21 protein-coding genes are annotated in these 24,047 nt (G+C 73.2%); 8 read left to right on the forward strand and 13 right to left on the reverse strand.

Annotated elements, in window-relative coordinates:
- The 3 genes from ACX9I7_RS12390 to ACX9I7_RS12400 all read right to left on the reverse strand — a co-directional run.
- Window positions 1-524 (reverse strand): 6-phosphofructokinase (locus tag ACX9I7_RS12390; RefSeq protein ID WP_459387340.1); only part of this gene is annotated, 524 nt, incomplete at its 3' end.
- A gap of 117 nt (window positions 525-641) precedes the next feature.
- The gene (locus ACX9I7_RS12395) at window positions 642-1,370 is read right to left on the reverse strand and encodes a type 1 glutamine amidotransferase (protein WP_358621352.1); all 729 of its coding nucleotides are present in this window, start codon (window positions 1,368-1,370) and stop codon (window positions 642-644) included.
- A gap of 30 nt (window positions 1,371-1,400) precedes the next feature.
- A complete protein-coding gene (locus ACX9I7_RS12400; protein WP_126917178.1) occupies window positions 1,401-2,639 on the reverse strand; it encodes a Mur ligase family protein in 1,239 nt (412 codons plus the stop codon).
- 164 nt (window positions 2,640-2,803) lie between these two features.
- On the opposite strand from ACX9I7_RS12400, the gene def reads away from it, so the two are divergent.
- Window positions 2,804-3,409, forward strand: coding sequence for a peptide deformylase (gene def / locus ACX9I7_RS12405; protein ID WP_387568208.1), 606 nt, complete (start codon window positions 2,804-2,806; stop codon window positions 3,407-3,409).
- Between the two features lie 6 nt (window positions 3,410-3,415).
- Here the strand turns inward: def and ACX9I7_RS12410 are convergent, their stop codons facing one another.
- Window positions 3,416-4,060, reverse strand: a complete 645-nt coding sequence (locus tag ACX9I7_RS12410; protein ID WP_387568211.1) for a TetR family transcriptional regulator — start codon at window positions 4,058-4,060, stop codon at window positions 3,416-3,418.
- A 149-nt stretch (window positions 4,061-4,209) separates the two neighbouring features.
- Here ACX9I7_RS12410 and ACX9I7_RS12415 point away from each other — a divergent pair, with 149 nt between their 5' ends.
- On the forward strand, window positions 4,210-5,433 hold the full coding sequence (locus ACX9I7_RS12415; RefSeq protein WP_387568214.1) for an acyl-CoA dehydrogenase family protein: 1,224 nt from the start codon (window positions 4,210-4,212) through the stop codon (window positions 5,431-5,433).
- Window positions 5,434-5,588: 155 nt separating this feature from the next.
- Window positions 5,589-6,188: a DUF4352 domain-containing protein gene (locus tag ACX9I7_RS12420; RefSeq protein WP_459387341.1), complete on the forward strand. Its 600-nt coding sequence runs from the start codon at window positions 5,589-5,591 to the stop codon at window positions 6,186-6,188.
- A gap of 106 nt (window positions 6,189-6,294) precedes the next feature.
- Here the strand turns inward: ACX9I7_RS12420 and ACX9I7_RS12425 are convergent, their stop codons facing one another.
- Window positions 6,295-7,086 carry a 4'-phosphopantetheinyl transferase family protein gene (locus ACX9I7_RS12425; RefSeq protein ID WP_459387342.1) on the reverse strand — a complete coding sequence of 264 codons (792 nt, stop codon included), beginning with the start codon at window positions 7,084-7,086 and terminating at the stop codon, window positions 6,295-6,297.
- A 271-nt stretch (window positions 7,087-7,357) separates the two neighbouring features.
- On the opposite strand from ACX9I7_RS12425, the gene ACX9I7_RS12430 reads away from it, so the two are divergent.
- Window positions 7,358-8,956: a GMC oxidoreductase gene (locus ACX9I7_RS12430; RefSeq protein WP_459387430.1), complete on the forward strand. Its 1,599-nt coding sequence runs from the start codon at window positions 7,358-7,360 to the stop codon at window positions 8,954-8,956.
- A 72-nt stretch (window positions 8,957-9,028) separates the two neighbouring features.
- Here the strand turns inward: ACX9I7_RS12430 and ACX9I7_RS12435 are convergent, their stop codons facing one another.
- Window positions 9,029-11,197, reverse strand: a complete 2,169-nt coding sequence (locus ACX9I7_RS12435; RefSeq protein WP_459387343.1) for a PIG-L family deacetylase — start codon at window positions 11,195-11,197, stop codon at window positions 9,029-9,031.
- A 268-nt stretch (window positions 11,198-11,465) separates the two neighbouring features.
- Here ACX9I7_RS12435 and ACX9I7_RS12440 point away from each other — a divergent pair, with 268 nt between their 5' ends.
- The gene (locus ACX9I7_RS12440) at window positions 11,466-12,047 is read left to right on the forward strand and encodes an RDD family protein (protein ID WP_387568226.1); all 582 of its coding nucleotides are present in this window, start codon (window positions 11,466-11,468) and stop codon (window positions 12,045-12,047) included.
- 30 nt (window positions 12,048-12,077) lie between these two features.
- On the opposite strand, the gene ACX9I7_RS12445 is transcribed toward ACX9I7_RS12440, so the two are convergent.
- Together ACX9I7_RS12445 and ACX9I7_RS12450 are read right to left on the reverse strand one after the other, a co-directional pair.
- On the reverse strand, window positions 12,078-13,133 hold the full coding sequence (locus ACX9I7_RS12445; RefSeq protein WP_459387344.1) for a polyprenyl synthetase family protein: 1,056 nt from the start codon (window positions 13,131-13,133) through the stop codon (window positions 12,078-12,080).
- Between the two features lies 1 nt (window position 13,134).
- A complete protein-coding gene (locus ACX9I7_RS12450; RefSeq protein WP_387568232.1) occupies window positions 13,135-14,181 on the reverse strand; it encodes a tetratricopeptide repeat protein in 1,047 nt (348 codons plus the stop codon).
- Window positions 14,182-14,409: 228 nt separating this feature from the next.
- Here ACX9I7_RS12450 and ACX9I7_RS12455 point away from each other — a divergent pair, with 228 nt between their 5' ends.
- Entirely contained in the window at window positions 14,410-16,026 is a 1,617-nt protein-coding gene (locus ACX9I7_RS12455; protein ID WP_387568235.1) for a phospholipase D-like domain-containing protein, read from the forward strand.
- A gap of 136 nt (window positions 16,027-16,162) precedes the next feature.
- Window positions 16,163-17,095, forward strand: a complete 933-nt coding sequence (locus tag ACX9I7_RS12460; RefSeq protein WP_459387345.1) for a D-alanyl-D-alanine carboxypeptidase family protein — start codon at window positions 16,163-16,165, stop codon at window positions 17,093-17,095.
- A 28-nt stretch (window positions 17,096-17,123) separates the two neighbouring features.
- Here ACX9I7_RS12460 and ACX9I7_RS12465 read toward each other — a convergent pair whose 3' ends face one another.
- The 4 genes from ACX9I7_RS12465 to ACX9I7_RS12480 form a co-directional block, all read right to left on the reverse strand.
- The gene (locus ACX9I7_RS12465; protein WP_387568240.1) at window positions 17,124-18,074 is read right to left on the reverse strand and encodes an alpha/beta fold hydrolase; all 951 of its coding nucleotides are present in this window, start codon (window positions 18,072-18,074) and stop codon (window positions 17,124-17,126) included.
- A gap of 124 nt (window positions 18,075-18,198) precedes the next feature.
- Window positions 18,199-19,509, reverse strand: a complete 1,311-nt coding sequence (locus ACX9I7_RS12470; RefSeq protein WP_459387346.1) for a wax ester/triacylglycerol synthase domain-containing protein — start codon at window positions 19,507-19,509, stop codon at window positions 18,199-18,201.
- A 52-nt stretch (window positions 19,510-19,561) separates the two neighbouring features.
- A complete protein-coding gene (locus ACX9I7_RS12475) occupies window positions 19,562-20,806 on the reverse strand; it encodes a glycosyltransferase (protein ID WP_387568246.1) in 1,245 nt (414 codons plus the stop codon).
- A 69-nt stretch (window positions 20,807-20,875) separates the two neighbouring features.
- The gene (locus tag ACX9I7_RS12480; RefSeq protein WP_459387347.1) at window positions 20,876-22,462 is read right to left on the reverse strand and encodes an alpha/beta hydrolase; all 1,587 of its coding nucleotides are present in this window, start codon (window positions 22,460-22,462) and stop codon (window positions 20,876-20,878) included.
- 166 nt (window positions 22,463-22,628) lie between these two features.
- On the opposite strand from ACX9I7_RS12480, the gene ACX9I7_RS12485 reads away from it, so the two are divergent.
- Window positions 22,629-23,810, forward strand: coding sequence for an aminotransferase class V-fold PLP-dependent enzyme (locus ACX9I7_RS12485; RefSeq protein WP_387568251.1), 1,182 nt, complete (start codon window positions 22,629-22,631; stop codon window positions 23,808-23,810).
- On the opposite strand, the gene ACX9I7_RS12490 is transcribed toward ACX9I7_RS12485, so the two are convergent.
- Window positions 23,798-24,040, reverse strand: coding sequence for a hypothetical protein (locus tag ACX9I7_RS12490; protein ID WP_126917194.1), 243 nt, complete (start codon window positions 24,038-24,040; stop codon window positions 23,798-23,800). The genes ACX9I7_RS12485 and ACX9I7_RS12490 overlap by 13 nt on opposite strands.
- Between the last annotated feature and the right edge of the window lie 7 nt (window positions 24,041-24,047).

The following is a 24,047-nucleotide window of genomic DNA, read 5'->3' on the forward strand; positions in this document are numbered from 1 at the left end:
CAGCCCGTGTGGCGGCCCATCACCTCCACGATCAGCACCCGCTGGTGGGACTCGGCGGTCGTCTTCAGCCGGTCCAGGGCCTCCGTGGCCACGCCCACGGCCGTGTCGAAGCCGAAGGTGACGTCGGTCGAGGCGATGTCGTTGTCGATGGTCTTGGGGACGCCGACGATCGGCAGCCCCGCGTCCGACAGGAGGCGGGCCGCCTTGAGGGTGCCCTCGCCGCCGATGGGGATGACGGCGTCCAGGCCGAGCGCGGCCACGTGCTCGCGGGCGCGCTCCACGCCACCGCGCAGATCCTCGGGCCGCACCCGGGAGGAGCCGAGGACGGTGCCGCCGGTGGCGAGGATGCCGGCCACGGACTCCAGGTCCAGCGGCCGGTGGTCGCCCTCCAGCAGACCGCGCCAGCCGTCGTGGAAACCGATGACGTCGTCGCCGTGGTCGACGACCGCGCGGTGGACGACGGAACGGATGACGGCGTTGAGCCCGGGGCAGTCGCCGCCGGAGGTGAGCACACCGATGCGCATGACAGGGGGACCTTTTGGATCGGGGCCCCGCGGGGCCGCTGAAGGACCGGACCCCGTCGTCCGGTGGGAATCCCCGCCACCCTAAACCGTCCGGGCGGCGGGGATCACGACCGTCCGCTATGCGGGCTGTGTCGCCGCGGCGATCCGCTCGGCGCGCAGCGCCTCGTACCAGCGGTCGTCGACCGGCGGCAGGGCGTTGACGTCCAGCGCCAGCTTGATCAGCATGTCCGCGATGTGCGGGTTGCGGGCCATGACCGGCCCGTGCATGTAGGTACCGAAGACGGTCTCGTTGAACGCGCCCTCGGTGCCGTCGCCGGTGCCGTTGCCGTTGCCGAACCGGACCCGGGCGAACGGGCGGGCCGTCGGGCCCAGGTGGGTGACGCCCTGGTGGTTCTCGAACCCGGTCAGCGGGGGCAGGCCCAGCTGGGGGTCGATGTCGGCGAGGACGTCGCCGACGCAGCGCTCGCCCTCGCCCCGGGTGCTGATGACGTCCAGCAGGCCCAGGCCCTGCTCGCGCCGGCCCAGGTCGTTGATGAACTCGTGGCCCAGGATCTGGTAACCGGCGCAGACCGAGAAGACGATCGCGCCGTTGGCGACGGCCCGGTTGAGACCGCCGTCGCGGCGCAGCCGCTCGGCGGCCAGCCGCTGCGGCCGGTCCTCGCCGCCGCCGATCAGGTAGATGTCACCGGAGGTGGGGATCTGCTGGTCGGAGCGGACGTCCACGCGCTGGACGTCCAGGCGGCGCTGGTGGGCGCGGCGCTCCAGGACCAGGACGTTGCCCTGGTCGCCGTAGGTGCTGAGCAGGTCGGGGTAGACCCACACCACACGCAGACTGTTCTGGCTCATGCTCACAATCCTTTGAGTGCTGCCCGTGGGTCAGTTGCCGACGACGCGGCGGATGTCCTGGAAGGCGGTGTAGTTCGCGATGACCTCGATCTTGCCGGGCGGGGCCATCTGCACCGCCTCGTCGAACGTCTCGCAGACCCGGAAGTCCACGCCCGCGACCTCCAGCCGCACGGCCAGGTCCAGCTTGCGGTCGCCGATGACCATGATCGGGTGCCCGGCGAGCCGGCTGTAGTCCACGTCCCACAGCCAGGAGGTGTCGGTGCCGTCCGCGCCGCGGGCGTTCACCGAGAGGATCACCGGCGCCGGCGGGCCGTCGATGAGCGAGAACGTCTCCAGCCAGCCGGCCGGGTTCTTCGCCAGCAGCAGCCGCACCTCACGGCCGGTGTAGTTCACCACGTCGTACCGGCCGGCCACCGCCTGCACCTGGTACATCCGCTCCAGCGCCACCTGCGGCGGCACGCCGAAGGTCGCGGCCACGGCGGCCGAGGTGGTGGCGTTGGCCTTGTTGGCCCGGCCCGGCAGCTGGAGGTGGATGGGCCACGCGGAGCCGTGGGGGTCGAGGACGTAGTCCCCCGACAGCGCCCAGCTCGGCGTCGGCCGGCGGAAGCCGCACTCGCCGCAGAACCAGTCGTCGCCCGGGCGCTGCATCACACCACCGCAGGAGGGGCACGACCAGGCGTCGTCCTTCCACTCCTGGCCGGCCGCGACCCACACCACGTTCTGCGACGAGGACGCCGCCCACACGATCAGCGGGTCGTCCGCGTTGGCGATCACCACGGCCTTGGTGCCGGCCAGGCCCTCACGCCACTTCTCCGCCAGCATGCGGGTCTCCGCGGCGCGGTCCAGCTGGTCGCGCGAGAGGTTCAGCAGCGCTATGGCCTTGGGCGAGGTGTCGCGGGCCACACCCGCCAGGTACTTCTCGTCCACCTCGATCACGCCGTAGCGCGCGTCCGAGCCGCCCGCCAGGGCGGAGGTGATGCCCGCGGGCATGTTCGCGCCCAGCGCGTTGGACACCACCGGACCGCTGGCCCGCAGCGCCTCGGCGATCAGCCGGGTCGTGGTCGTCTTGCCGTTGGTGGCCGACACCAGGACCACGTCCAGGTGCGTTGCCAGCCGGGCCAGCAGGTCGGGGTCGAGCTTGAGCGCGACCTTGCCGCCGATCACCGACCCGCTGCCGCGGCCCGCTGCGCGCGAAACCGCCGCAGCCGCCTTGCCCGCCGTCACGGCGAGCTTGGCCCGCGGCGACAGCGGCCCCGAGTTGCCTGCCATCGTCCTAGTCCTCCTTGTTCGGCGCCGGGCCGTAAATTCCTGGTCAGCCGGTGGAACGCCCCCTCAGTGCCGAGGGCCGGCCAGGAGACTCCGGTCGGGGATCAGCCTATCGAGATCCGGCCGCGGGCCCGAACCCGCGGCCCGGGGAACGTACGCTTGGGCCCATGCGACGAGGCACCATTCCCGGCAGTTCAGGACGTGTGCGGCCCATGAGGCTGCTCGGAGACCGGGGTCTCGCGGCACCCTGCGAGGAGGTCACGGCCTTTGACACGGACCTCGCCCGGCTCGTCGAGGACATGTTCGCCACCATGTACGCGGCGAGCGGCGTCGGCCTCGCCGCCAACCAGATAGGCGTGCCGCTGCGCGTCTTCGTCTACGACTGTCCCGACGACGAGGACCGCCGCCATCTGGGCCACATCGTCAACCCCCGGCTCGTCGCCACCGACGGCCCCGTGATCCGCGGCCCCGAGGGCTGTCTGTCCGTGCCGGGTATCGAGGCGGGCACCCCGCGCTTCGACGAGGCCGTCGTCGAGGGCGTGCGCCTGGACGGCTCCCCGGTCACGGTGCGGGGCACCGGCTTCTTCGCGCGGTGCCTCCAGCACGAGTGCGACCACCTGGACGGCGGCCTCTACCTCGACCACCTCACGGGGGCCCGGCGGTGGCGCGCCCTGCGGGCGGCACGGCGGGCCGGGCTGTCCCCGGCCCCGGCCGCCGCTTCGCCGGGCGAGGCCCCGACGGCCGGGGCCGCGGCCCTCGACCGCGTGGGCTGACGCCCGTCAGAACCCCGGGCCGTCCGCCCGGTCGCCCGACGTGGCCAGGCGGCCCCACAGCAGGTCCGCGAGGTGGCGGACGAGCAGGCCGCGCGGGAACGGGCGCTCCCGCAGCCACCAGTCGCCGGCGGCGTGCATCATGCCGACGATGCCGTGGCCCCAGGCCCGCGCCAGCTCCTCCCCGTCCGGGCCGAGGTCCACGCGCTCGACGATGACCTGCGCCAGCTCCTCGCCCATGCGCCGCAGCAGCGGCGCCGAGTGCCGGCCGACGTCGAAGCCCTGGTCGGAGGGGAGGCCCTCGTCGGCCGGGTGCATCAGGAAGCGGTAGACCTGGGGCCGCGCCTCTATCGCCGCCAGATAGCTGTCCAGCGTCGTCTCCACCCGCTCGCGCCGGTTGGTGGGCGCGTCGAGTGCCGCCCGCAGCCCGGCGAGCAGGGCGTCGGTGTGGCGCACGGCCAGCGCCCGGTACAGGCCCCCCTTGTCGCCGAAGTGGCGGTAGAGGATGGGCTTGGTGATCCCCGCCTCCGCCGCGATGGCGTTCATCGACGCGCCCGGTCCCTCCCGCAGCACCACCCGGTCGGCGGCCTCCAACAGCTCCTTCCGTCGCTGCTCGGCCGCCTTGTGCTGCTCTTCTCGCTGACTGGTCTCCATCAGACGTTTCTCCCCGCCCCAGTGATTCGAAATGCCTGCGCAAAGTAACACCCGATCCACACAGCGGATTCGGGTGGCGGTCCGTTGACAGGCTTTACCCGTGGGTAACATACTGCCGCTACCGCGAGTAGCGCATGCCGGGAGGGGACATGGCCGCCTTCGAGCCGGAGCTGAGCGACGAGCAGCAGACCGTCCGGGACTGGATCCACGGCTTCGCCGCCGACGTGATGCGACCCGCGGCCGCGGAGTGGGACGAACGCGAGGAATTCCCCTGGCCGGTGGTCCGGGAGGCCGCCAGGATCGGGCTGTACTCCCTCGATTTCTACGCCCGCCAGTTCTTCGACCCCACGGGCCTGGGCATCCCCATGGCCATGGAGGAGCTCTTCTGGGGCGACGCGGGCCTGGGTCTCGCGATCACCGGCACGGGGCTCGCGGCGGTCAGCGTCTTCACCAACGGCACGGACGAGCAGATCGGCACGTGGGTGCCGCAGATGTACGGCGACGCGAACGATGTGAAGATCGCCGCGTTCTGCTCCTCCGAACCCGACGCGGGCTCCGACGTCTCGGCCATGCGCACCCGCGCCCGCTACGACGAGGCCAAGGACGAGTGGGTGATCGACGGCGTCAAGGCGTGGGCCACCAACGGCGGCATCGCCGACGTCCACGTCGTCGTCGCCGTGGTCGACCCGGAGCTCGGGGCCAGGGGCCACGCCTCGTTCGTCGTCCCGCCCGGCACCCCCGGCCTCACACAGGGCCAGAAGTTCCGCAAGCACGGCATCCGCGCCTCCCACACCGCCGAGGTCGTCCTCCAAGGCGTCCGGGTCCCGGGCCACTGCCTCCTCGGCGGCAAGGACCGGCTGGACGAGCGCCTCGCCCGCGCCCACGAGCGCGCGAACGGCGGCGGGCGGAGCGGGAACGCCGCGATGGCCACCTTCGAGGCGTCCCGCCCGGCCGTCGGCGCCCAAGCCGTCGGCATCGCCCGCGCCGCCTACGAGGTGGCCCTCGACTACGCCCGCACCCGCGTCCAGTTCGGCCGCCCGATCATCGACAACCAGGGCGTCGCCTTCCAGCTCGCCGACATGCGCACCCGCGTCGACGCGGCCCGCCTGCTGGTCTGGCGCGCCTCCTGGATGGCGACGGCCGGCCGCCCCTTCACGGCGGCGGAGGGCTCGATGTCCAAACTCTTCGCCGGCGAGACCGCCAAACAGGTCACCGCCCAGGCCATGCAGATCCTCGGCGGCAACGGCTACACCCGCGACTACCCGGTGGAACGCATGCACCGGGACGCCGCGATCTACTCCGTCTTCGAGGGCACGAGCGAGATCCAGCGCCTGGTGATCGCCCGCGCCATCTCGGGCGTGCCGATCCGTTAGCCCCCATTGGTCCCCGGTCGCGGTGGATGCACCGCCACGGTTTGATCACCTGAATGTCACAGGAAGCCCACAGGCCCCCTGATTGGCGAAAACGGCTCTGACCTGCGGGTAAGAATGTGCACGTCAAAAACCGAACCACCACGGGGGATACACCAATGCGTCGTCAGCTCTCCACCGCCGCGATCGTCATCGCACTCGCCGCCACCGCCACCGCCTGCAACAGCGACGGTGTCGACGCCAAGCCCGACAACAGCGCCAGCCAGGGTGCCGTCGCTCCCGACCCGGGCAAGGGCGGCGCCGACAAGGGTGCCGACAAGGGTGGCGCCGGTCAGGACGGCGGTCAGGTCGTCGGCAACACCGTCACCATCAAGGCCAAGAACGGCGCCCAGCTCGCCGTCACGCTGAAGAACTTCGCCGACCCGGCCCAGAGCGACAACAAGTTCATGAAGCCCTCGGCGGGCAAGCGCTGGGTCGCCGCGCAGCTGGAGATCGTCAACACCGGCAAGGAGGTGTACGACGACAGCCCGGCCAACGGCGTGAAGGTCACGGACGAGGCGGGCCAGGCCTACACCCACTCCATCGGCTCCACCACCGCCGGTGCCAATATGCCCGCCACGGTCAAGCTCAGCGGCGGCCAGAAGGCCCTCGGCTACGTCGTCGTCTCGATGCCCGAGAACGCCAAGGTCAAGACCATCAGCTTCACCCCGGACTCCGGCTTCGCCAAGGAGACCGCCGAGTGGACCATCAAGAAGTAGCAGCAGGCGATCAGGAGTAGCGGCGGCGGCCCCGCCGTGTCGCGCCCGCGCGGTCAAGTCGCGGGCGCGGCACGGTAGTCGGTCGCCGACGCGCGGTTCGCGGACGTCAGGCGGCGAGGCCCTCGGGGCTGAGCCGCCTGACGTCGTAGCGGACCGTGAGTTCGCCGCGCACCGCCGCGGCCGCCGAGGACGGGCCGGCCGGTACGTCGACGATCGTCCAGCCGGTGGGCCACGGGGGCGTGTCCGGGCCGCCGTTGCCCACGTAGTCGAGGGCGGGGGAGCGGCCCAGGCCCGCACCCAGGCCCTTGAGGTAGGCGCGCTTGCGGACCCGCAGCCGGGAGTGGACCGCCGGGCGGCGCACCACCGGCGCGGCCATCACCTCGTGGTGCTCGGCGGGGTGGAGGGAGCGGGCGGCCTCGGTCACCGTGTGCACGGTCGGGAGCCGCTCGGCGGCCACGCCCACGGGGGCGGCGGCGACGCCGATCAGCACCAGCCCGTCGCCGCGCGCCAGGGAGAACGAGGGCCCGCCGGGCGCGGCCGGCCTGCCGTGCGGCCCGCCGCAGCAGGGGCACGCCTCGCGGGTGAGCTCCACCGCGCCGGGGGCGACGCCCAGATACGCCCCCAGGATCCGACGCAGCGTCAAGTGCGCCGCCACATAGCCCGCGCGGTCGAAGGGATGGGTGAACGAGTCCGCCCGTGCGCGCTCCTCGCCGTCGAGCGGCGCCTCGTCGAGCGCGGCCGCGCCGAGCCACGGTCCGGGGAGCCGGAGCAGCCAGAGGTCGAGCGCTCCGGCGGGCGGGGCGGCGAGGGCCGTCGGCCAGGAGGCGTCGGGGGCGTGGAGGGCGTCGGGGACGTGGCCCGGGCGGAGGGCGGTGGCGGGGTCCAGTGGTAACTGCACGGGGCGCTCCGGAAGGTCGGTGACGGCCGGGAGCGTACAGGAGTCATATGTCCCACACATATCGGCTTCGGGGGAGAGCAACGCTTCTGAACGTTTTCTATGAAGAAGTGCAAGTTCCTTGTCGAAGTCTGGTCATTCTTCTAGGACTTTCCTGAGCGGAACCGAGGGCAGACTGGCTGAGCACCGGATTCATCAGCGGTTTCACCAGCCTCCGAAAGGTCAGGTCCACGTGGGAGTCAACCAGCACCTGTCGCGCCGCCGTCTGCTCGGCATGGCGGCCCTCAGCGCCGCCGCCCTCAGCGGAGCCACGACGATCTCCACGGCACCCCGCGCGCAGGCCGCCGGCCGGGCCGGGGACGGCGGCGCGTACGTGCCCGCCGTGGTGATCGGCACCGGCTACGGCGCCGCCGTCGCGGCACTGCGGCTCGGCGAGGCCGGGGTGGAGACCCTGATGCTGGAGATGGGGCAGCAGTGGGACAAGCCGGGCGCGGACGGCAAGATCTTCAGCGGCATGCTCAAGCCCGACGAGCGCTCCAGCTGGTTCAAGAAGCGCACCGAGGCCCCGCTCGGCTCGTTCCTCTGGCTCGACGTCGTCAACCGTGACATCACCCCGTACGCCGGCGTGCTGGACCGGGTCAACTACGACCAGATGTCCGTCTACGTGGGCCGCGGCGTCGGCGGCGGCTCGCTGGTCAACGGCGGCATGGCCGTGACGCCCAAGCGCTCGTACTTCGAGGAGGTGCTGCCCCAGGTCGACGCCGCCGAGATGTACGACCGGTACTTCCCGCGCGCCAACTCCACCCTGCGCGTCAACCACATCGACACGAAGTGGTTCGAGGACACCGAGTGGTACAAGTTCGCGCGCGTCTCCCGCGACCAGGCCGGCAAGGCGGGCCTGGGCACCACCTTCGTGCCCAACGTCTACGACTGGGACTACATGCGCCGCGAGGCCGCCGGGGAGGTACCGAAGTCCGCGCTCGCCACCGAGGTCATCTACGGCAACAACCACGGCAAGATGAGCCTGGACAAGACCTATCTCGCCGCCGCCCTCGGCACCGGCAAGGTCACCATCCGGACCCTCCACAAGGTCAAGGCCATCCGGCGGCAGAACGACGGCTCGTACGTCCTGAGCGTCGAGGAGACGGACGCCTACGGCAAGACGCTGGCGGCCAAGGAGATCTCCTGCGGCCATCTGTTCCTCGGCGCCGGCAGCCTCGGCACCACGGAACTGCTGCTGCGCGCCCGGGAGACCGGCGCCCTGCCCGACCTCAGCTCCGAGATCGGCAAGGGCTGGGGCCCCAACGGCAACATCATGACGGCCCGCGCCAACCACATGTGGAACCCCACGGGCGCCAAGCAGTCGTCCATCCCCGCCCTGGGCATCGACGACTGGAACAACCCGGCGGCCCCCGTCTTCGCGGAGATCGCCCCGATGCCCGCCGGCCTGGAGACCTGGGTCAGCCTCTACCTGGCGATCACCAAGAACCCCGAGCGCGGCACCTTCGTCTACGACGCCGCCGCCGACCGCGCGAACCTGCGCTGGACCCGCGACCAGAACGCCCCCGCCGTAGCCGCCGCCAAGTCGCTCTTCGACCGCGTCAACAAGGCCAACGGGACGATCTACCGCTACGACCTCTTCGGCACCCGGCTCAAGGCCTTCGCCGACGACTTCTGCTACCACCCCCTCGGCGGCACCGTCCTGGGCAAGGCCACCGACCTCTACGGCCGCGTCTCCGGCTACGAGAACCTCTACGTCACGGACGGCTCGCTGATCCCGGGCTCCATCGGCGTCAACCCCTTCGTGACCATCACCGCGCTCGCGGAGCGCAACGTCGAGCGCGTCATCCAGCAGGACATCAAGAAGAAGTGACGGAGCGCCCCGCCGGACGCCGGTGGGGGCTCGTCGAGCAGTTCTCCGCGCCCCTCTCGGGGCGCGGTTCGCTCAGGACATCAGCAGGTCGTCCACGACCTTGCCGTCGTGGGTGACCCAGTCGGCGACGGCGGCGCTTCCCGTGCCGCTGACCCGGGCGCTGCCGAGCCGTCCGTCCGGGCCCAGCACGACCGCGACCACGCGCCCCCGGGAGTCCCGGGTGAGCGCGGCCATGCCCCGGTGGGGGACGCCCCCGCCGAGCCAGGGGCCCGGACGGCCGGAGCCGGCGGACAGCCGCACCAGCCCGGCGTCGTCACGGGCCGCGAGCACGGTGACCGTGCCCTCCCGCGCCAGCGCCACCCGGCCGTAGCCGCCGATGGGCGCGCACTGGGCGGTGACCCGCCAGCCCGCGCCGCCCGGCCGCAGATCCGCGACGACCACCCGGGAGGTGACGGGTTCGCGCAGGGCCAGGCGCATGCCGCCACCGGGGAGCGCGACCAGGCTCAACGGGCCGGTCGCGGCCGGGAGCAGGGTCGGCCCGGCCGGGCGCGGCGGCCCGCCCGGCTCCCCGGACCGCCAGTGGTGGACGGTCCGGAGGCCGGCCGCGACGACGTGGACGCGTCCCGCGTCGTCGACGGCGGCGTCCAGGCCGTCCTGGACGGCCACGGGCCGCCCGGGGCCCGGCGGCAGGGACCGCCACGCCGCCCACTCGCCGGAGCCGTCGGTGGAGCGGAAGCTCACCCCGCCCGACCGGTTCCGCACGAAGACGAACACCCTGCCGTCCCGGCCCGTCACCGCGACCGGATAGCCCATCTCCAGCGACCCCGAGGGGTCCTTGCCCGGCGCGCCGAGGGACAGCCACGGGCCGAAGGACGGGGCTCCGGCGGACACCGTGCCGGTCTGGGCCGCCGTCACCACCTCGCGCCGGTGGGGGACACCGGGCGCCGGCAGCACGGTGCGCACGGAGAACAGCCCCAGCGTGCCGTCCGCGCGCCGCAGCGCCTCCACCTGGCCCTCCAGCAGCGAGCCGCCGAGGGGCACCGGCCCGGACCAGACGCCGCTGCCCGCCCCGGTCTCCGTCCAGCAGTGCGCCTGGCCGCCGAGGACCGCGAAGGCCGCGAGCCGCCCGCCCGGCAGCGGCGCCACCCAGGACCGGGTGCCGGGGGCGCGATGGCGGAGGTTGCTCGTCCAGCGGGAGTCCTTCGAGCGCGCGCCGACCTTGCGGTCGCCGCACCCCGCCGGATCCCCGCAGTTCCGGCCGCCGACCCAGCCGTAGACGTCGAGAACGGTGGTCTTGCGGGCGGTGGTGGCGGCGTCGAGACTGTCCGGCAGGAGGGCCACCTCGTAGCCGAGGTAGCTGTCCACGGCCGTGAGCCGGGCGGGCCCCCGCCCCCAGTACCGGGCCAGGGCCGCCTGCGCGAAGTGGGCGGAGGCCGTGTGGTCCTGGTGGTCGTAGGTGGCGATGCCCTGGAGCACGGGAGGGACGCCGGCGTAGTGCGGCTGGCGCGGCAGGCGCGTGGGGTTGGGGTCGAGGGTCCGGACGACGGTGGGCCGGTGGCGCTCCAGCACGGCGGCGAGCGAGTCGATCACCTGCTCCCGGGTGTAACGGAAGACCCGGCCCACCGGGCTCGCGGTCGGGACGAGCGTGGGAAGGTCACGCGTCGCGCCCAGCCACAGGCCCCGCAGACTGTCCCGGCGCGGCACCCGCAGGGCCCGGGCCTCGACCAGCTCCATGAAGATCAGCTGGACCCGGGGCGCGGCGACGAGCGTCTGCGACTCGACCCGGAAGCCCGGCAGCAGCGTCAGCGGTTCGACGTGCCAGGGGCTGAGCCAGTCACCGGTGACCATGTAAGCGGTCGCCTCCCGCAGCCCGTTGATCCGCGCGCGGGCGAAGTCGGGCCGCCGTTCCGGGAGTCCGGCGTAGCCGGGGCTGAGGCTCAGCGCGTTGCGGCCGTCGGACTCGCCGCCGGTCATGCAGACCGTCACCACCGGAGCCCCGCCGCGCAGGCACTGTTCCAGCTCCGGGTTCATGAAGTACAGCGAGTCGTCGGCGTGCGCCATGATGTGGACGAACGCCTCCGCCGGGCCGTCCTTCGCGGGCTGCGCGGCGAAGCGCCCCCGCCGCGCGCCCTGTTGCGCCCCCGGCGCCGACCACTGGAGGGCCCCCGCCACGCCCGCCCCGGCGACCAGGCCGCATCCGGCGACGCGGAGGAGCCGGCGACGCGCTATTCGCCCTGACACGACGGATCCCCCCTCGACGTCGGTGTGGGGTGTGCCGCGGGAATGGCCCGCGAAAGAAGGATCCGATCGTATGATCCGCGCCCGCCGGTTTTCCCGCTGTTGTGTAACAGCCGCGCCACGGCCAGTCGCGGTCGCAATCGAAAGCTGTGGCAATGTCCGGGGATTCGATGATCCGCGGCCGTTCTCCGGATAACCGTTTGTCATCGATCTCCGCGGCCCCCCGAAACGGATTTGTATGATCGGTGGCGTCTCCTATTGGATCAGTTGTGTGAGTCATTACCAGCAGCCTCCGGCCGGGCAGAACCCGTACGGCCAGCAGGCCCCGTACGGTCAGCAGCCCCCTTACGGCTACGGCCAGCCGCAATCCCCTTACTACCCGCCGCCGATGCCCCCGATGGGCGCGGGCGGCCCGCCGCCGCAGGCCCTCGCCGGCCAGGGCGCGCGCCTGGGCGCGCGCATCCTCGACGGCATCTTCGTGGTCATTCTCATGATCGTCCCGTTGCTGATCAGTGGCGCGATCAGGGCGACCGCCGACGGCGCGGCCCCCCTCGCGTCTCTTGTGATGATCGTCGGCATGATCGCGGTGTTCCTGCTCTACGAGCCGCTGATGCTCTCGAAGTCGGGGTCCACCTTCGGCAAGCGCATCTGCGGCATCCGCGTCGCACGCCTCTCCGACGGCCAGAACCTGTCCTACGGCGGCGCTCTGTGGCGCATGTTCAGCAGCTACCTCATGGGCTTCGTGCCGCTCCTGGGCCTGCTGAACATCCTCTGGTGCCTGTGGGACAGCCCCTACCGCCAGTGCCTCCACGACAAGGCCGCCAGCAGCGTCGTCGTCCTGCGCAACGCCTGAGCGCGGGCCGCGGGCGCGGCCCGCGCCCCGTCACAGCCGCCGGTCCACCAGGAACCCGGTGAGCGCGACGAGTTCGTCCACCGTACGGGGTGCCAGCGGCACCCCGTACAGGCATTCCCGGGCCGCCGCCACCCGGCTCCGCGCCTCCGCGAGCGCGGCGTCCCGGCCCCCGGCCGCCTCGACCAGCCGGGCCGCGCGACGGGCGGAGCCCGCGTCCAGCGGGACGCCGGGGGAGAGGAGCGCGGCGAGCTCGCGGGCGGCCGGGCCGTCCGCCGCCAGCGCGGCCAGCACCGGAAAGGTCTTCTTCCCCCGGGCCAGATCGCCGTGGACCGGCTTGCCCGTGGTGCCCGGATCGCCCCAGATGCCCAGCAGATCGTCCACCGCCTGGAAGGCCGCCCCCAGCTGCCGGCCCGCCTCCCCGAGCGCCTCCACCACCGGCGGCGGGGCGTCCGCCAGCACCGGGCCCAGCGTCAGGGCGCAGGCCAGCAGGGAACCGGTCTTGCCCGCCGCCATCGCCTCGTACTCCGCCGGGCGCACCGCCCCCGCACCCGTCCAGGGCCGCTCCTCGAACAGCAGGTCGTCGGCCTGACCCCGCACGAGCTCGCGCAGCGACCCGGCCAGCCGCGCCACCGCCGCCCCGGAGTGCCCGCCCCGGTGCCGGGCGAGCGTCTCGACGGCGAGCGCGAACAGCGCGTCCCCGGCCAGCACGGCCGGCCCGGTGCCGTACGCCCGCCACGCGCTCTCCCGGTGACGCCGCCGTTCGTCACCGTCCATGACGTCGTCGTGCGTCAGCGAGAACGTGTGCACCAGCTCGACCGCCACCGCCGCCACGACGCCCTCGTCCCCGGCCGCGCCCACCGCCTCGGCGCCCAGCACCGCGAGCGCCTGACGGACGCCCTTGCCACCGCCGCCCGCGACCGGGGAGCCGTCGGCCTCGCACCAGCCGAGCGCGAAAGAGGCCATCCGGCGCGGCCACGGGTGAAGGGTGCCCACCGCCTCCCGCAGCGCCGGTTCGACGAGCTCCCGGCAGCGGCCGAGCACCCCGGCCGGCGACACCGGGGGCAGGGGGGTGTGGACGGACGCCACGTCAGCTCTCCGATCCGGCCGGGCCGGGGACGACCCCGAGCTCCGCGCACGCCTTGTCGACCATGTCCCGGGCGTGCAGCAGCCCCAGCCCGCCCAGCCTGCCCCGCAGCTCCTCCAGCTCGGCCGCCGTCTCCGCCAGGTCGCGCCCCAGCCGGGCCCGGGCCTTGACCAGGCCGAGCGCCGCCAGCGCCGCGCCGCGCGGCTCGGACATGGCCCGGAACTCCTCCAGGGCACCGGCGTAGACGTCCCGCGCCTCCTCGTACCGGCCCGCCCGGAAGAGCACGTTGCCGCGCATCTTGTGGTTGTAGGCCAGCGCGCCGGCCAGCTTCATCTCCCGGCAGGTGGTCTCCGCCCGGGACAGCAGCGCCAGCGCCCGTTCCGTACCGCCCCGCAGGGACAGCACGTCGGCCATTCCGCGCAACGCCCAGGCGTGCCCCCGCGCGTCGTCGGCGCCCTCCGCTATCCGCGCCGCCTCCTCGAACATCTCCAGGGCCTTGTCGTGGTCGCCGGTGTTGCGGTGCATCTGCGCGATGCCCTCCAGCGCCCACACCGTGTGCCGGGCCTCGCCCCGCTTCCGGGCCTCCGCCAGGAGCCGCTCGTGGAGTTCGGCGACGGCCCGGTAGTCGCCCTGTATCCGGCCGGTCTCGGCCAGTCCGGCGAGCGAGTAGCCCCGGGCCACGACGTCCCCGCCGCGCTCGGCGAGCCCGGCGGCCAGGGCCAGCAGCCGCCGGGCGAGAGGGAGCTCGCCACGCTGCCGGGCCAGGGTGCCGCCGCTCCACACCGCCCACGCCATGGCGCCCTCGTCACCGGCCCGCCGCGCCGCCCGGTAGCTCGCCTTCCATGCCTCCTCGGCCTCGGTGACCCGGCCCAGCCGCCGGGCGGACTCCGCGACGGCCAGCCCCGCGTGCGCCGACTCCAGCGCGGATCCGGCCAGTTCCGCTCGCCTGCGCTGCTCCACCGCCCTGGCCAGCACCTCCTCCAGGGAGGAGTTGACCGACAGCTCGCCGAGCGCGCCCCGGTACTCGGGCGCGAATGCCTTGCCGTACATGTCTGCCTCTCTTCGTGACACCAGTGATCACGAAGCTATGGCCGGGGGAGCACGGGGCGAATCCATCCGGGAGGCGGTCCCGTGTACCTCTGAGGACGGGTGGCCGAAGTGCGCGTCATACGTGAGATGTACGCGTCCGGAGAGCTGATAGTTTCTGCGCGTTGATCTTCCGTTGGCCATCTGTTGGCCTTCCGTTCACGGAATCATTACTTGTTGAAGGACGCACCAATGCTTCGCCACCGGCTCCGCCGTTTACACCGTCTCGCCTCCTGCGCGGCGGTCTCGGCCGTCGCCCTCGCCGCCCTGCCGGCGGCCCCCGCCTTCGCGGCCTCCTCCGCCACCCCGCACCTCGACGCCGTGGAGAAGGCGCTGCGCGAGGTCTCGCCCGGTCTCGAGGGCGACGTCTGGGAGCGCACCGAGGGCAACAGGCTCGACGCCTCCGCCGATGACCCGGCGGGCTGGCTGCTGCAGACCCCCGGCTGCTGGGGCGACGACAAGTGCGCCGACCGCCCGGGCACCAAGCGGCTGCTGGCGAAGATCACGGAGAACATCTCGCAGGCCAAGCGCACGGTGGACATCTCCACCCTCGCGCCCTTCCCCGACGGCGCGTTCCAGGACGCGATAGCCGCCGGCCTCAAGGCGGCCGTCGCCTCCGGGAACAAGCTGAAGGTCCGGGTGCTGGTCGGCGCCGCGCCGGTCTACCACATCAACGTCCTGCCGTCGAAGTACCGCGACGACCTCAAGGCCCGGCTCGGCAAGGCGGCCGACAGTGTCACGCTGAACGTCGCCTCGATGACCACCTCCAAGACCAGCTTCTCGTGGAACCACTCCAAGCTGCTCGTCGTGGACGGCGCCTCGGCCGTCGCCGGCGGCATCAACAGCTGGCAGGGCGACTACGTCGGCACGGAACACCCGGTGACCGACGTGGACATGGCCCTCACCGGCCCGGCCGCCACCTCGGCGGGCCGCTACCTGGACACGCTGTGGACGTGGACCTGCCGGAACAAGAGCAACGTCGCCAACGTCTGGTTCACCTCCTCGGGCGGCGACTGCATGCCGACGATGGAGAAGGACGCCAACCCGGCCCCCGCCGCGCGCACCGGGAACGTCCCCGTGATCGCGGTCGGCGGTCTGGGCGTCGGCATCAAGGACTCCGACCCGTCCTCGGCGTTCCGGCCCCAGCTGCCGACCGCCCCGGACACCAAGTGCGTCGTCGGCCTGCCGGACAAGACCAACGCCGACCGCGACTACGACACGGTCAACCCCGAGGAGAGCGCCCTGCGCGCCCTGGTGGCCAGCGCCGAGCGCAGCGTGGTCATCTCCCAGCAGGACCTCAACGCCACCTGCCCGCCCATCGCCCGCTACGACATCCGGCTCTACGACCAGCTCGCCGCCAAGCTCGCGGCCGGTGTGAAGGTCCGCATCGTCGTCAGCGACCCGGCCAACCGCGGCGCGGTCGGCAGCGGCGGCTACTCGCAGATCAAGTCCCTGGCCGAGATCAGCGACACCCTCCGCGGCCGCCTCGCCCTGGTGACGGGTGATCAGGGCAAGGCCCGGGCCGCCATGTGCGCCAACCTCCAGCTGGCCACCTTCCGCAGCTCGGACAGCGCCAAGTGGGCCGAGGGCCACCCCTACGCCCTCCACCACAAGCTGGTGTCCGTGGACAGCTCCGCCTTCTACATCGGCTCGAAGAACCTCTACCCGTCCTGGCTCCAGGACTTCGGCTACATCGTCGAGAATCCCGAGGCGGCGAAGCAGCTGGAGAACAAGCTGCTGGACCCCGAGTGGACCTATTCGCAGGCGACCGCGACGGTCGACCACGCGAAGGGCCTCTGCTCGATCTGATCGGGTTTTCCGTTCGACTATCGGCTGATCATCCGACCGTATTCACTGAAGAGTGAAAGGGATTTCCTCCGGCGCGGCACCGGGTGCGAGCATGCGCACGCCCCGATCCGATCGTCCGAGGAAATCTGGAGACTCTATGCAGCGATATGGGAGACGCGAGGCACGGCCGCGCCGCTGGGGAGCGGCCGTGACCGCGTCGGTCGCGGCCGTCGCGCTCGCCCTGCCGGCGGCCACCGCCGAAGCGGCGGGCGGACCGGCGGGAATCGGCGCCAAGGGCGCCTATCTGCTCGACGGCGGCACGGGCCGCCCGCTGTGGAGCAAGGAGGGCGACACCCGGCGGCAGATGGCCAGCACCACCAAGATCATGACGGCCGTGGTCGTCCTCGACGAACACGCCGGGGAACTGGGCCGCGAGGTCCCCGTCAAGCAGGCCTACCGCGACTACGTGGCCCGGACCGGCGCCAGCACCGCCGACCTGCGCACCGGCGACGAACTGACCGTACGCCAGCTGCTCTACGCCCTGATGCTGCCCTCCGGCTGCGACGCCGCCTACGCCCTCGCCGACACCTTCGGCAGCGGGGACACGGAGGAGGAGCGCACCCGCTCCTTCGTCGCCGCCATGAACGCCAAGGCTCGCGAACTGGGCATGCGCGACACCCGCTACGACTCGTTCGACGGCATCTCCGGCACCGGCGCGAACTACGGCACCCCGCACGACATCGCCCTGCTCACCCGGCACGCGCTGCGGAACGCGGCGCTCGGCTCGGTGGTCCGGTCGCTGAACACCCAGCAGAAGGCGACGAACGTCAATCGCCTCTACACCTGGTACAACACCAACAAACTCCTCGGTTCCTACCGGGGCGTCGTCGGAGTGAAGACCGGAACGACACAGGCGGCCGGGCCCTGCCTGGTATTCGCCGCCACGCAAAAGGGCCGCACCGTCGTCGGCGTCATTCTCAACGACGCCGCGGCCCGTTATCCGGACGCCGCGAAAATGCTGGACTACGCCTTCGGGGAGAAGACCAGGATGACGCTCCGGAAGCTCCCCAAGGGCGCCCACGAGGACTGATTCCGACCGGTTCCGGCCGAAGGGTTTCTCACGTCTCCTTGGGCGGGCGCGGCGCGGGCACCGAACCCCGCGCCGCGCCCCGCGCCGGACGCCGCAGATATTCGACCGGGTGGCAGTAGTCCAGCCCGTCCAGGGAGTCGCCGGAGAAGAAGCGCAGCACCAGGTCGACGAGTGCGGCCGGGCACTCGAGATGGACCAGGTGGTCCGCGTCCCGGAGCATGGTGAACCGGGCGTCGGGCAGCCGGGCCGCCGCCTCCCGGCCCAGCGCGGGGGTACTCAGGGGGTCGTGCTCACCCGTGACGACCAGCGCCGGGGCCCGTACCGCGCCGCCGCCGGGCAGCCGGGCGTGCGTCAGCAGGCGCCGGGAGTTGTCGCGGTACTTGACGAGGTCGTCGGGGGTCATATCGCGCAGGGCCCGGGTCAGGCATCTGACGACGGTGGCCCGGCGCGAGATCGTCACCCGCGGGGAGAGGCACGCCATGCCCTCCAGTACGGACTCCACGAACTCCGCGTGCCGCTCCTCCGCCAGCAGGCGCAGGGTGCGCTCGACCGTGCTCCGGGTCCCCGCCGTGAGGTGGGACATCGTGCCGACGAGCGCCAGGTGCGCGACCCGCCCGGGGTGCCGCCGGGCCCATTCACAGGCCACGGCCGTGCCGTAGGACGTCGCCAGGACGTTGACGGGCGCCGGGGCCACCTTGGACACCAACTGGTCCAGCGCCTCGGCCAGGAAGTCGAAGCCGAAGCGGGCGGGCAGCCGGTCCGCGCCGCCCCAGCCGGGGAGGTCCACCGTGATGACGCTGGCCGCCTCCAGACAACCCTGCTCCAGCCGCCCCCAGGCGTTCTGGTACTGGAACGCCCCGCCCACGAAGACGATGGGCGCGATTCTGGCGTCCGGCTGGTGGACGACCCGGCCGCTGTACGCGTAACCGTCGAGAGTGAGCGGGATGACCTCTTCCAAGAGGGCGGTACGCGTCGGCACGGCCGGTCTCCGTTCGTGGGGGGCCTTCACCAGAGGAACGACGGCCAATGGGGGGACGTTACTGCCCATATGCCGTACAGGGCTTGATAACGGAGGGTCGGCCGTACGGGTCACGATCCACCGCTCAGGGCCGCATCGCGTGGATCTCCTCGCGGATGAGCGACGGCAGCCGCGCGGCCAGCGCCTGATGGCCGTGGTCGGTGACCACGGCCACCACCGCGTGCGCGTCGTGGAGGAACATGGTCACCGCCAGCGCCCGCTCCGGCCCCAGCGGCGGCAGCCCGCCGACGCCGACGAGCCGGGACGGGCCGAGGCCCAGAGCGCCGGCGTGGGTCGCCACACTGCTGCACAGCAGCGAGGAGTACAGGGACGAGTTCGCGTAACGGCCGAGGGCGTCGCCCAGCGGCCCGTGCTTCCGGGGCCGCGACGCCACCAGGAGCGCCTGGGCCCGCGCCCGGCGCTTGAACTCCGCCCGCCGGGTGAAACCGTCGACGGCCGCCAGCCGCCGCCGGGGGTCCTCGTGCGCCGGCAGCGGCACGCGGACCGTGGCGTAGTGATTGCCGAGGACCACCGGACCGTCGCCGTCCCGCACGTCCACGGGAACCATCGCGCAGACCCCCGGCAGCCACGGCAGCCGCCCGGTGGCGCCCGCCGCGCGCAGCGCCCCGGCCGTCGCGGCGAGGAAGACCGCGTTGGCCGACGCGCGTCCCGAGGGCAGGGCGTCCCGGGCCGTGCTCACCTCGGCGAGCGGCACCCGGCTCCAGCCCACCGCCCGCCGGGAGTCCACCGGACCGTGGAACGGCAGCGGCCGGGCCCGGGGCAGCAGGTCCGCCAGCGCGCGGACCGGCCCGAAGCGGGGAGGATCCGTCCGGCCGGGCGCCGGACGGGCGCGCGGGCCGGGCACGGTCGGCTCCGGCGCCGGCGCGTCGAGCAGGGCGCGCAGCAGCGTGATGCCCGACACCCCGTCCAGCAGCGCGTGGTGGGTGCGCAGCAGCAGGGCGAAGCCCTCGTCCGTGGGCAGCAGATGGAGCTGCCACGGCGGCCGGGCCGGGCCCAGGGGCTGGGCGAGCAGCTGGGCCGCCCGGGCCTCCAGCCCGTCGGGCGCGGTGGACGCGACGACGTGGTGCCCGGGGTCGAAGTCCGGCCCCGGCGTCCACTGCGGCCACGCGTCCGGCGCGGCACCGGGCGTACAGGGCGTCAGGGACAGCCGCTCGTGGTGCCCCCACCGGCGCTGGACCCGCCCGCGCAGCTCCGGAAGGGACGGCGGCGAGCCCTGGAACCAGGCGACCAGGCACCAGGTCAGGCAGATCGTCCCGCTGTTCTGGTCCCGGTACATCCAGGCGTCCAGCGGGGGCATGGGACGGGCGGCCGGGCGCTCGGCGCCCGGGGCCGGGGCCTCGGGGGCGAGGCCGGCGGGACGGGGTTGCGGGGTCACGGGTCTCCTCGTCGCGTGGGGGCCTTCGGGGGCGTCGGTGCCGGCGGGCCCGTCACCGGCCGCGCTCCCCGACCGCGCGGGCCACGGCCCCCGCCCCGTCCTCCAGCCCCAGCCGGGCCGCCAGTTCGGTGGCGCGCCGGGCGAACCGGGGCTCGCCCGTGGCCCGGCGCAGGGCGGCGGCCAGCCGGTCGGCGGTCAGCCGGGCGAACGGCAGCGCCCCCGGGCTCACGCCCAGCCGCGTCAGCCGCTCGGCCCACCACGGCTGGTCGGTGAGGACCGGCACCGGCACCGCCGGCACCCCGGCGCGCAGCCCGGCCGCCGTCGTCCCGGCGCCCGCGTGGTGCACCACGGCCGCCGTGCGCGGCATCAGCCAGCCGTGGGGCATCGGGCCGACGGTGATGACGTCGTCGTTCAGCACGGACAGCCCGGCCCAGCCGGACTGCACCACCCCCCGCAGCCCCGCCCGGCGCAGCGCCTCGGCCGTCAGCCCGGCCAGCCGCCCCGGGTCGCCGGGCATCATGCTGCCGAAACCCACGAACACCGGCGGCGGGCCGGCTGCGAGGAAGTCCGTGACCAGCGCCGGAGGCTGCCAGTCCGCGCACTCGTGCGGCCACCAGTAGCCCGCCACGCCCAGCCCGGGCCGCCAGTCGGCCGGGCGGGGCACCACCGAGGGGCTGAAGCCGTGCCAGATCGGCCAGCCGGCGCGCTCCCGCGCCACGCGCAGCCGGTGGGTGCCGCGGTGGGCCAGGCCGAGCCGGAGGTGCAGCTCCCGGTTCGCGGCGGAGTAGACCGCGTCCAGCAGGGCGTTCGCCACGTGGCCGCGCAGCCGGTTGGCGTGCCCCGGCGGCCGCCAGGCCGTCGTGCACGGGGAGAACGCGGAGGTGGGGGTGTCGGGCTGGAGGAAGACGCCCATGCTCGGCAGCGCGTGGTAGTCCGCCACCACCCGGCCCAGCGGTGCCGTGAGGGCCGACAGCAGGACCAGGTCGGCCTTGAGGTCGATCCCGGTGAGGATGCCGTCGACGAGGGAGAGTGCCGCCCGCTCGGTGGCCCGGACGAACCGCACACCGGCCAGCGGCGACCGCGGGCCGCGCCGCATCCTGGCGTGGGCGTCCAGCAGGTCTTCGAACGGGTCCGCCGCCAGGGCGCGCATCCGCAGCCCGCAGCAGGCCACCACGTCCGCGAACTTCGCGTGGGTGACGATCTCCACGTCATGGCCCTCGGCGAACAGCCGGTGACCGAGACCGGTGTAGGGGGCGACCGAGCCCATCGTGCCCGCTGTGATGATCTGGATGCGCATCTCCCGGCCTTCCTGCCGCCGCCCTGCCGACTCAACGAGGGGGCACCCGGACCGGATACGGCACGGCGGCTATCCGGCCGCGCCGGCCGGCACGGGCAGCGGCTTGGCGGCGCAGGTGGTGTCCCGGGCGGGCAGCTTCCCGTCGAGGAGATAGGCGTCGACGGTGGCGTCCACGCAGGCGTTGCCGTTCTGGTACTGGCCGTGGTCACCGTCGCCGGTGACGGTGACCAGCCGCGAGCCGCGCAGCGCGCGGTGGGCCCGCAGCGCTCCCTCGTAGTAGGTGGCCGGGTCGTGCGTCGAATTGACCATGAGCGTGGCCGGCAGGCCGGCGCCGGTCACCTTCACCTCGGGCGCGCCCGACCTCGGCCAGAACGCGCAGACGGAAGCGTAGGCGAGCTCGCGGGCACCGAGCAGCGGCAGGTTCACGGTGTCCTTGGCGCTCCGCGCGATCCAGCGGTCGAGGTCACGGTTCCACGGGGTGTCGTTGCAGGTGACCGAGAAGTACTCGGCGAAGAAGCCCGGATCGGGGGACTGGCCGAAGAGCTGCCCGACGAGGCCCTTCTCCTGCGGCGTCGCGGTGTCCCAGTGGTCGAGGGCCGCGAGCGCACCCGCCAGCGCGGGGAAGCCCCGCGACGCCTTGTAGATCGCCGAGCTCGTCCCGGCGTCGAACATATTGGGGTCGAGGACGGCCGAGCCGACGGTCAGCGGGCGGTCGTGGAGAGCCGCGCGCCGCCGCTCCCAGTTCGCCTTCGCCTCGGCGGCCGTGCGCCCGTAGTGGTACACGCCGTCGTTCTTGGCCAGCCACGGCAGGAAGTCCTCGTCGAAGCGGCGCTGGAAGCTCTTCGGCTGGCCCGTCATCCACCGCTCCATCGAGCTGCCGAAGTCGATATTGCTGTCCAGCACGGCGCGCTCGACGCGCCGGGGGAAGAGCGTGGCGTAGTAGGCGCCGACCGTCGTGGCGTACGAGGCACCGTAGTACGAGATCTTCGGCGCGCCCAGCAGCGCGCGGTAGAGGTCCATGTCACGGGCCGTCTGCTCGGTGGTCAGATAGGGCAGCAGCCCGCCGCTGCGCTCCTGGCAGTCGTTCACGAGCTTCCGCGCGCGGTCCAGCACCCCCTGGATCGCGGCGGGGGAGCGGTCCCGGTAGTCACCGGCCATGAAGGCCGGGAACTCCTCCTTGGTCTGGCACGTGGCGTGGGTGCTGCGCCCCACGCCGCGCTGGTCGAAGCTGACCACGTCGTACACGGCGGCCACCGAGGGCGAGGACTTCGCGAAGCCCCCGGGCCTGAGCAGCCCCTGGCCGCCGGGCCCGCCCGCCGCCATCATCAGCACCCCGCGCCGCTTCGCCGGGTCGCCCGCCTTGTGCCGGGAGACGGCGATGGTGATGTCGGGGCCGGCGTCCGGGTGGTGCCAGTCGCGCGGAACGGTCATCGTCGCGCACTCCAGCGACGGGTCGCCCTCGCACGGCCGCCAGTCGAGCTTCTGGTCCGCGTAGCGGGACGGCACGGACGGCGCGGCCGCCGTCGCGGCCGGCCGCGGGTGGGCCTCGGCGGCCTGGGCGGTGACCGCCGGAAGGGCGGCGACGGCCAGGGCGGCCGCTATGGCGCCCGAGACGGCGGACGCGGTACGACGACGGGGCTTACCGGATGCGGACATCGAATCCTCCTGCGCGATGTGCGGTGACATCAGCAATGCTCGCGTTCGGCAGGTACATGATCGATCCCGCTGCCATCCGTTCTCGGGGTGGTACTGGTGCCACCCCCGGTTCCGTGCTGAAGTCGACCGGTCGGACGACCCTTCTCCCTCAGGAGGACCGCACGTCATGGACATCGCCGCACTGCGCGCCGGCACCCCCGGCTGCGCCCACCGCGCCCATCTGAACAACGCGGGCGCCGGACTGCTCTCCCGCCGGACCCTGGAGACCGTGACCGCCCACCTCGAACTCGAGGCCCGCATCGGCGGCTACGAGGCCGCGACCGAGCGGCTGGAGGCCATCGAGGCGGTCCCCGCCGCCGTCGCCGAGCTCATCGGCGGGCGCGCCGGGGAGGTGGCGCTCTTCGACAACGCGACCCACGCCTGGCAGGCCGCCTGCTACGCGATCCCCTTCCGCCCCGGCGACCGGATCCTGACCGGGCACGCCGAGTACGGCAGCAACATGCTGGCCTATCTCCACCTCGCCCGGCGCACCGGCGCCGAGGTCGTCGTGGTCCCGGACGACGAGCACGGGCGGCTGGACACCGCCGCCCTCGAGGAGCTCATCGACGAGCGGGTCCGGCTGGTCGGCGTCACCCACGTCCCTACCGGCGGCGGCCTGGTGAACCCGGTCGCCGCCATCGGCCGGATCACCCGCCGGGCCGGGGTGCCGTTCCTGCTGGACGCCACCCAGTCGGTCGGTCAGTTCCCCGTCGACGTCCACGAGATCGGCTGCGACATGCTCGCCGCCACCGGCCGGAAGTTCCTGCGCGGACCGCGCGGCACCGGATTCCTGTGGGTGCGCACCGAGGCGCTGGAGCGCCTCGAACCCCACGTCAGCGAGGTCTCCGCGGGCGTCTGGGACGACAAGGACGGCTTCGTCTGGCAGTCGGGGAGCCGGCGGTTCACCACGTTCGAGATGAACTACGCCGCCGTCCTCGGCCTGGGCAGCGCCGTCCGCCAGGCCCTGGAACTCGGCCCGGCCGTGACCGGCGAACGGACCCTGGCCCTGGGCGCCGCGCTGCGGGAGCGGCTCGACGCGCTGCCGGGCGTCACCACCCACGACCTGGGCCGCGAGCGGTGCGCCATCGTCACCGCCCGGGTGGCCGGGGTGCCCGCCGCCGAGGTCAAGGACGCCCTGGCCCGGCAGGGGATCAATGTGAGCCTGACCTCGCCCGATCAGGCGCGGACCGAGGGCCGGGACGTCCACCCGCTGGTGCGGCTCTCCCCCCACTACTACAACACCGAGGAGGAACTCGACCGGGCCGCCGACGTACTGGCCGGGCTGGCCCGGGCGGGTCAGCCCAGATAGTCGATCTGATAGATGTGTAGGGTCTTCGTCTGGTGCCCCAGATAGATGACGACGAGGACCTCGTCCAGCACCAGCATCCGCATGATCCCGTCGTCCTCGCCGTACGGGACGGTCACCGTGAACGGGTCCGTGCAGGCCGAGGCGAGGACGTCGCTGAGCCGTGCGCTCACCGACGGCGGGAGGGAGTCCCAGACGGCGGCTATCGTGGCGTCGTACTTGAGCGCGTACACCGCTCCA

It is taken from the genome of Streptomyces sp. L500 (assembly GCF_054551825.1).

Coding starts and splice junctions, on each gene's coding strand:
- ACX9I7_RS12485 (WP_387568251.1), top strand. CDS start 22,629: ATGGACATCGCCGCACTGCGCGCCGGCACCCCCGGCTGCGCCCACCGC.
- ACX9I7_RS12395 (WP_358621352.1), bottom strand. CDS start 1,370: ATGAGCCAGAACAGTCTGCGTGTGGTGTGGGTCTACCCCGACCTGCTC.
- def (WP_387568208.1), top strand. CDS start 2,804: ATGCGACGAGGCACCATTCCCGGCAGTTCAGGACGTGTGCGGCCCATG.
- ACX9I7_RS12450 (WP_387568232.1), bottom strand. CDS start 14,181: ATGTACGGCAAGGCATTCGCGCCCGAGTACCGGGGCGCGCTCGGCGAG.
- ACX9I7_RS12400 (WP_126917178.1), bottom strand. CDS start 2,639: ATGGCAGGCAACTCGGGGCCGCTGTCGCCGCGGGCCAAGCTCGCCGTG.
- ACX9I7_RS12415 (WP_387568214.1), top strand. CDS start 4,210: ATGGCCGCCTTCGAGCCGGAGCTGAGCGACGAGCAGCAGACCGTCCGG.
- ACX9I7_RS12420 (WP_459387341.1), top strand. CDS start 5,589: ATGCGTCGTCAGCTCTCCACCGCCGCGATCGTCATCGCACTCGCCGCC.
- ACX9I7_RS12475 (WP_387568246.1), bottom strand. CDS start 20,806: ATGCGCATCCAGATCATCACAGCGGGCACGATGGGCTCGGTCGCCCCC.
- ACX9I7_RS12410 (WP_387568211.1), bottom strand. CDS start 4,060: ATGGAGACCAGTCAGCGAGAAGAGCAGCACAAGGCGGCCGAGCAGCGA.
- ACX9I7_RS12460 (WP_459387345.1), top strand. CDS start 16,163: ATGCAGCGATATGGGAGACGCGAGGCACGGCCGCGCCGCTGGGGAGCG.
- ACX9I7_RS12455 (WP_387568235.1), top strand. CDS start 14,410: ATGCTTCGCCACCGGCTCCGCCGTTTACACCGTCTCGCCTCCTGCGCG.
- ACX9I7_RS12430 (WP_459387430.1), top strand. CDS start 7,358: ATGGCGGCCCTCAGCGCCGCCGCCCTCAGCGGAGCCACGACGATCTCC.
- ACX9I7_RS12480 (WP_459387347.1), bottom strand. CDS start 22,462: ATGTCCGCATCCGGTAAGCCCCGTCGTCGTACCGCGTCCGCCGTCTCG.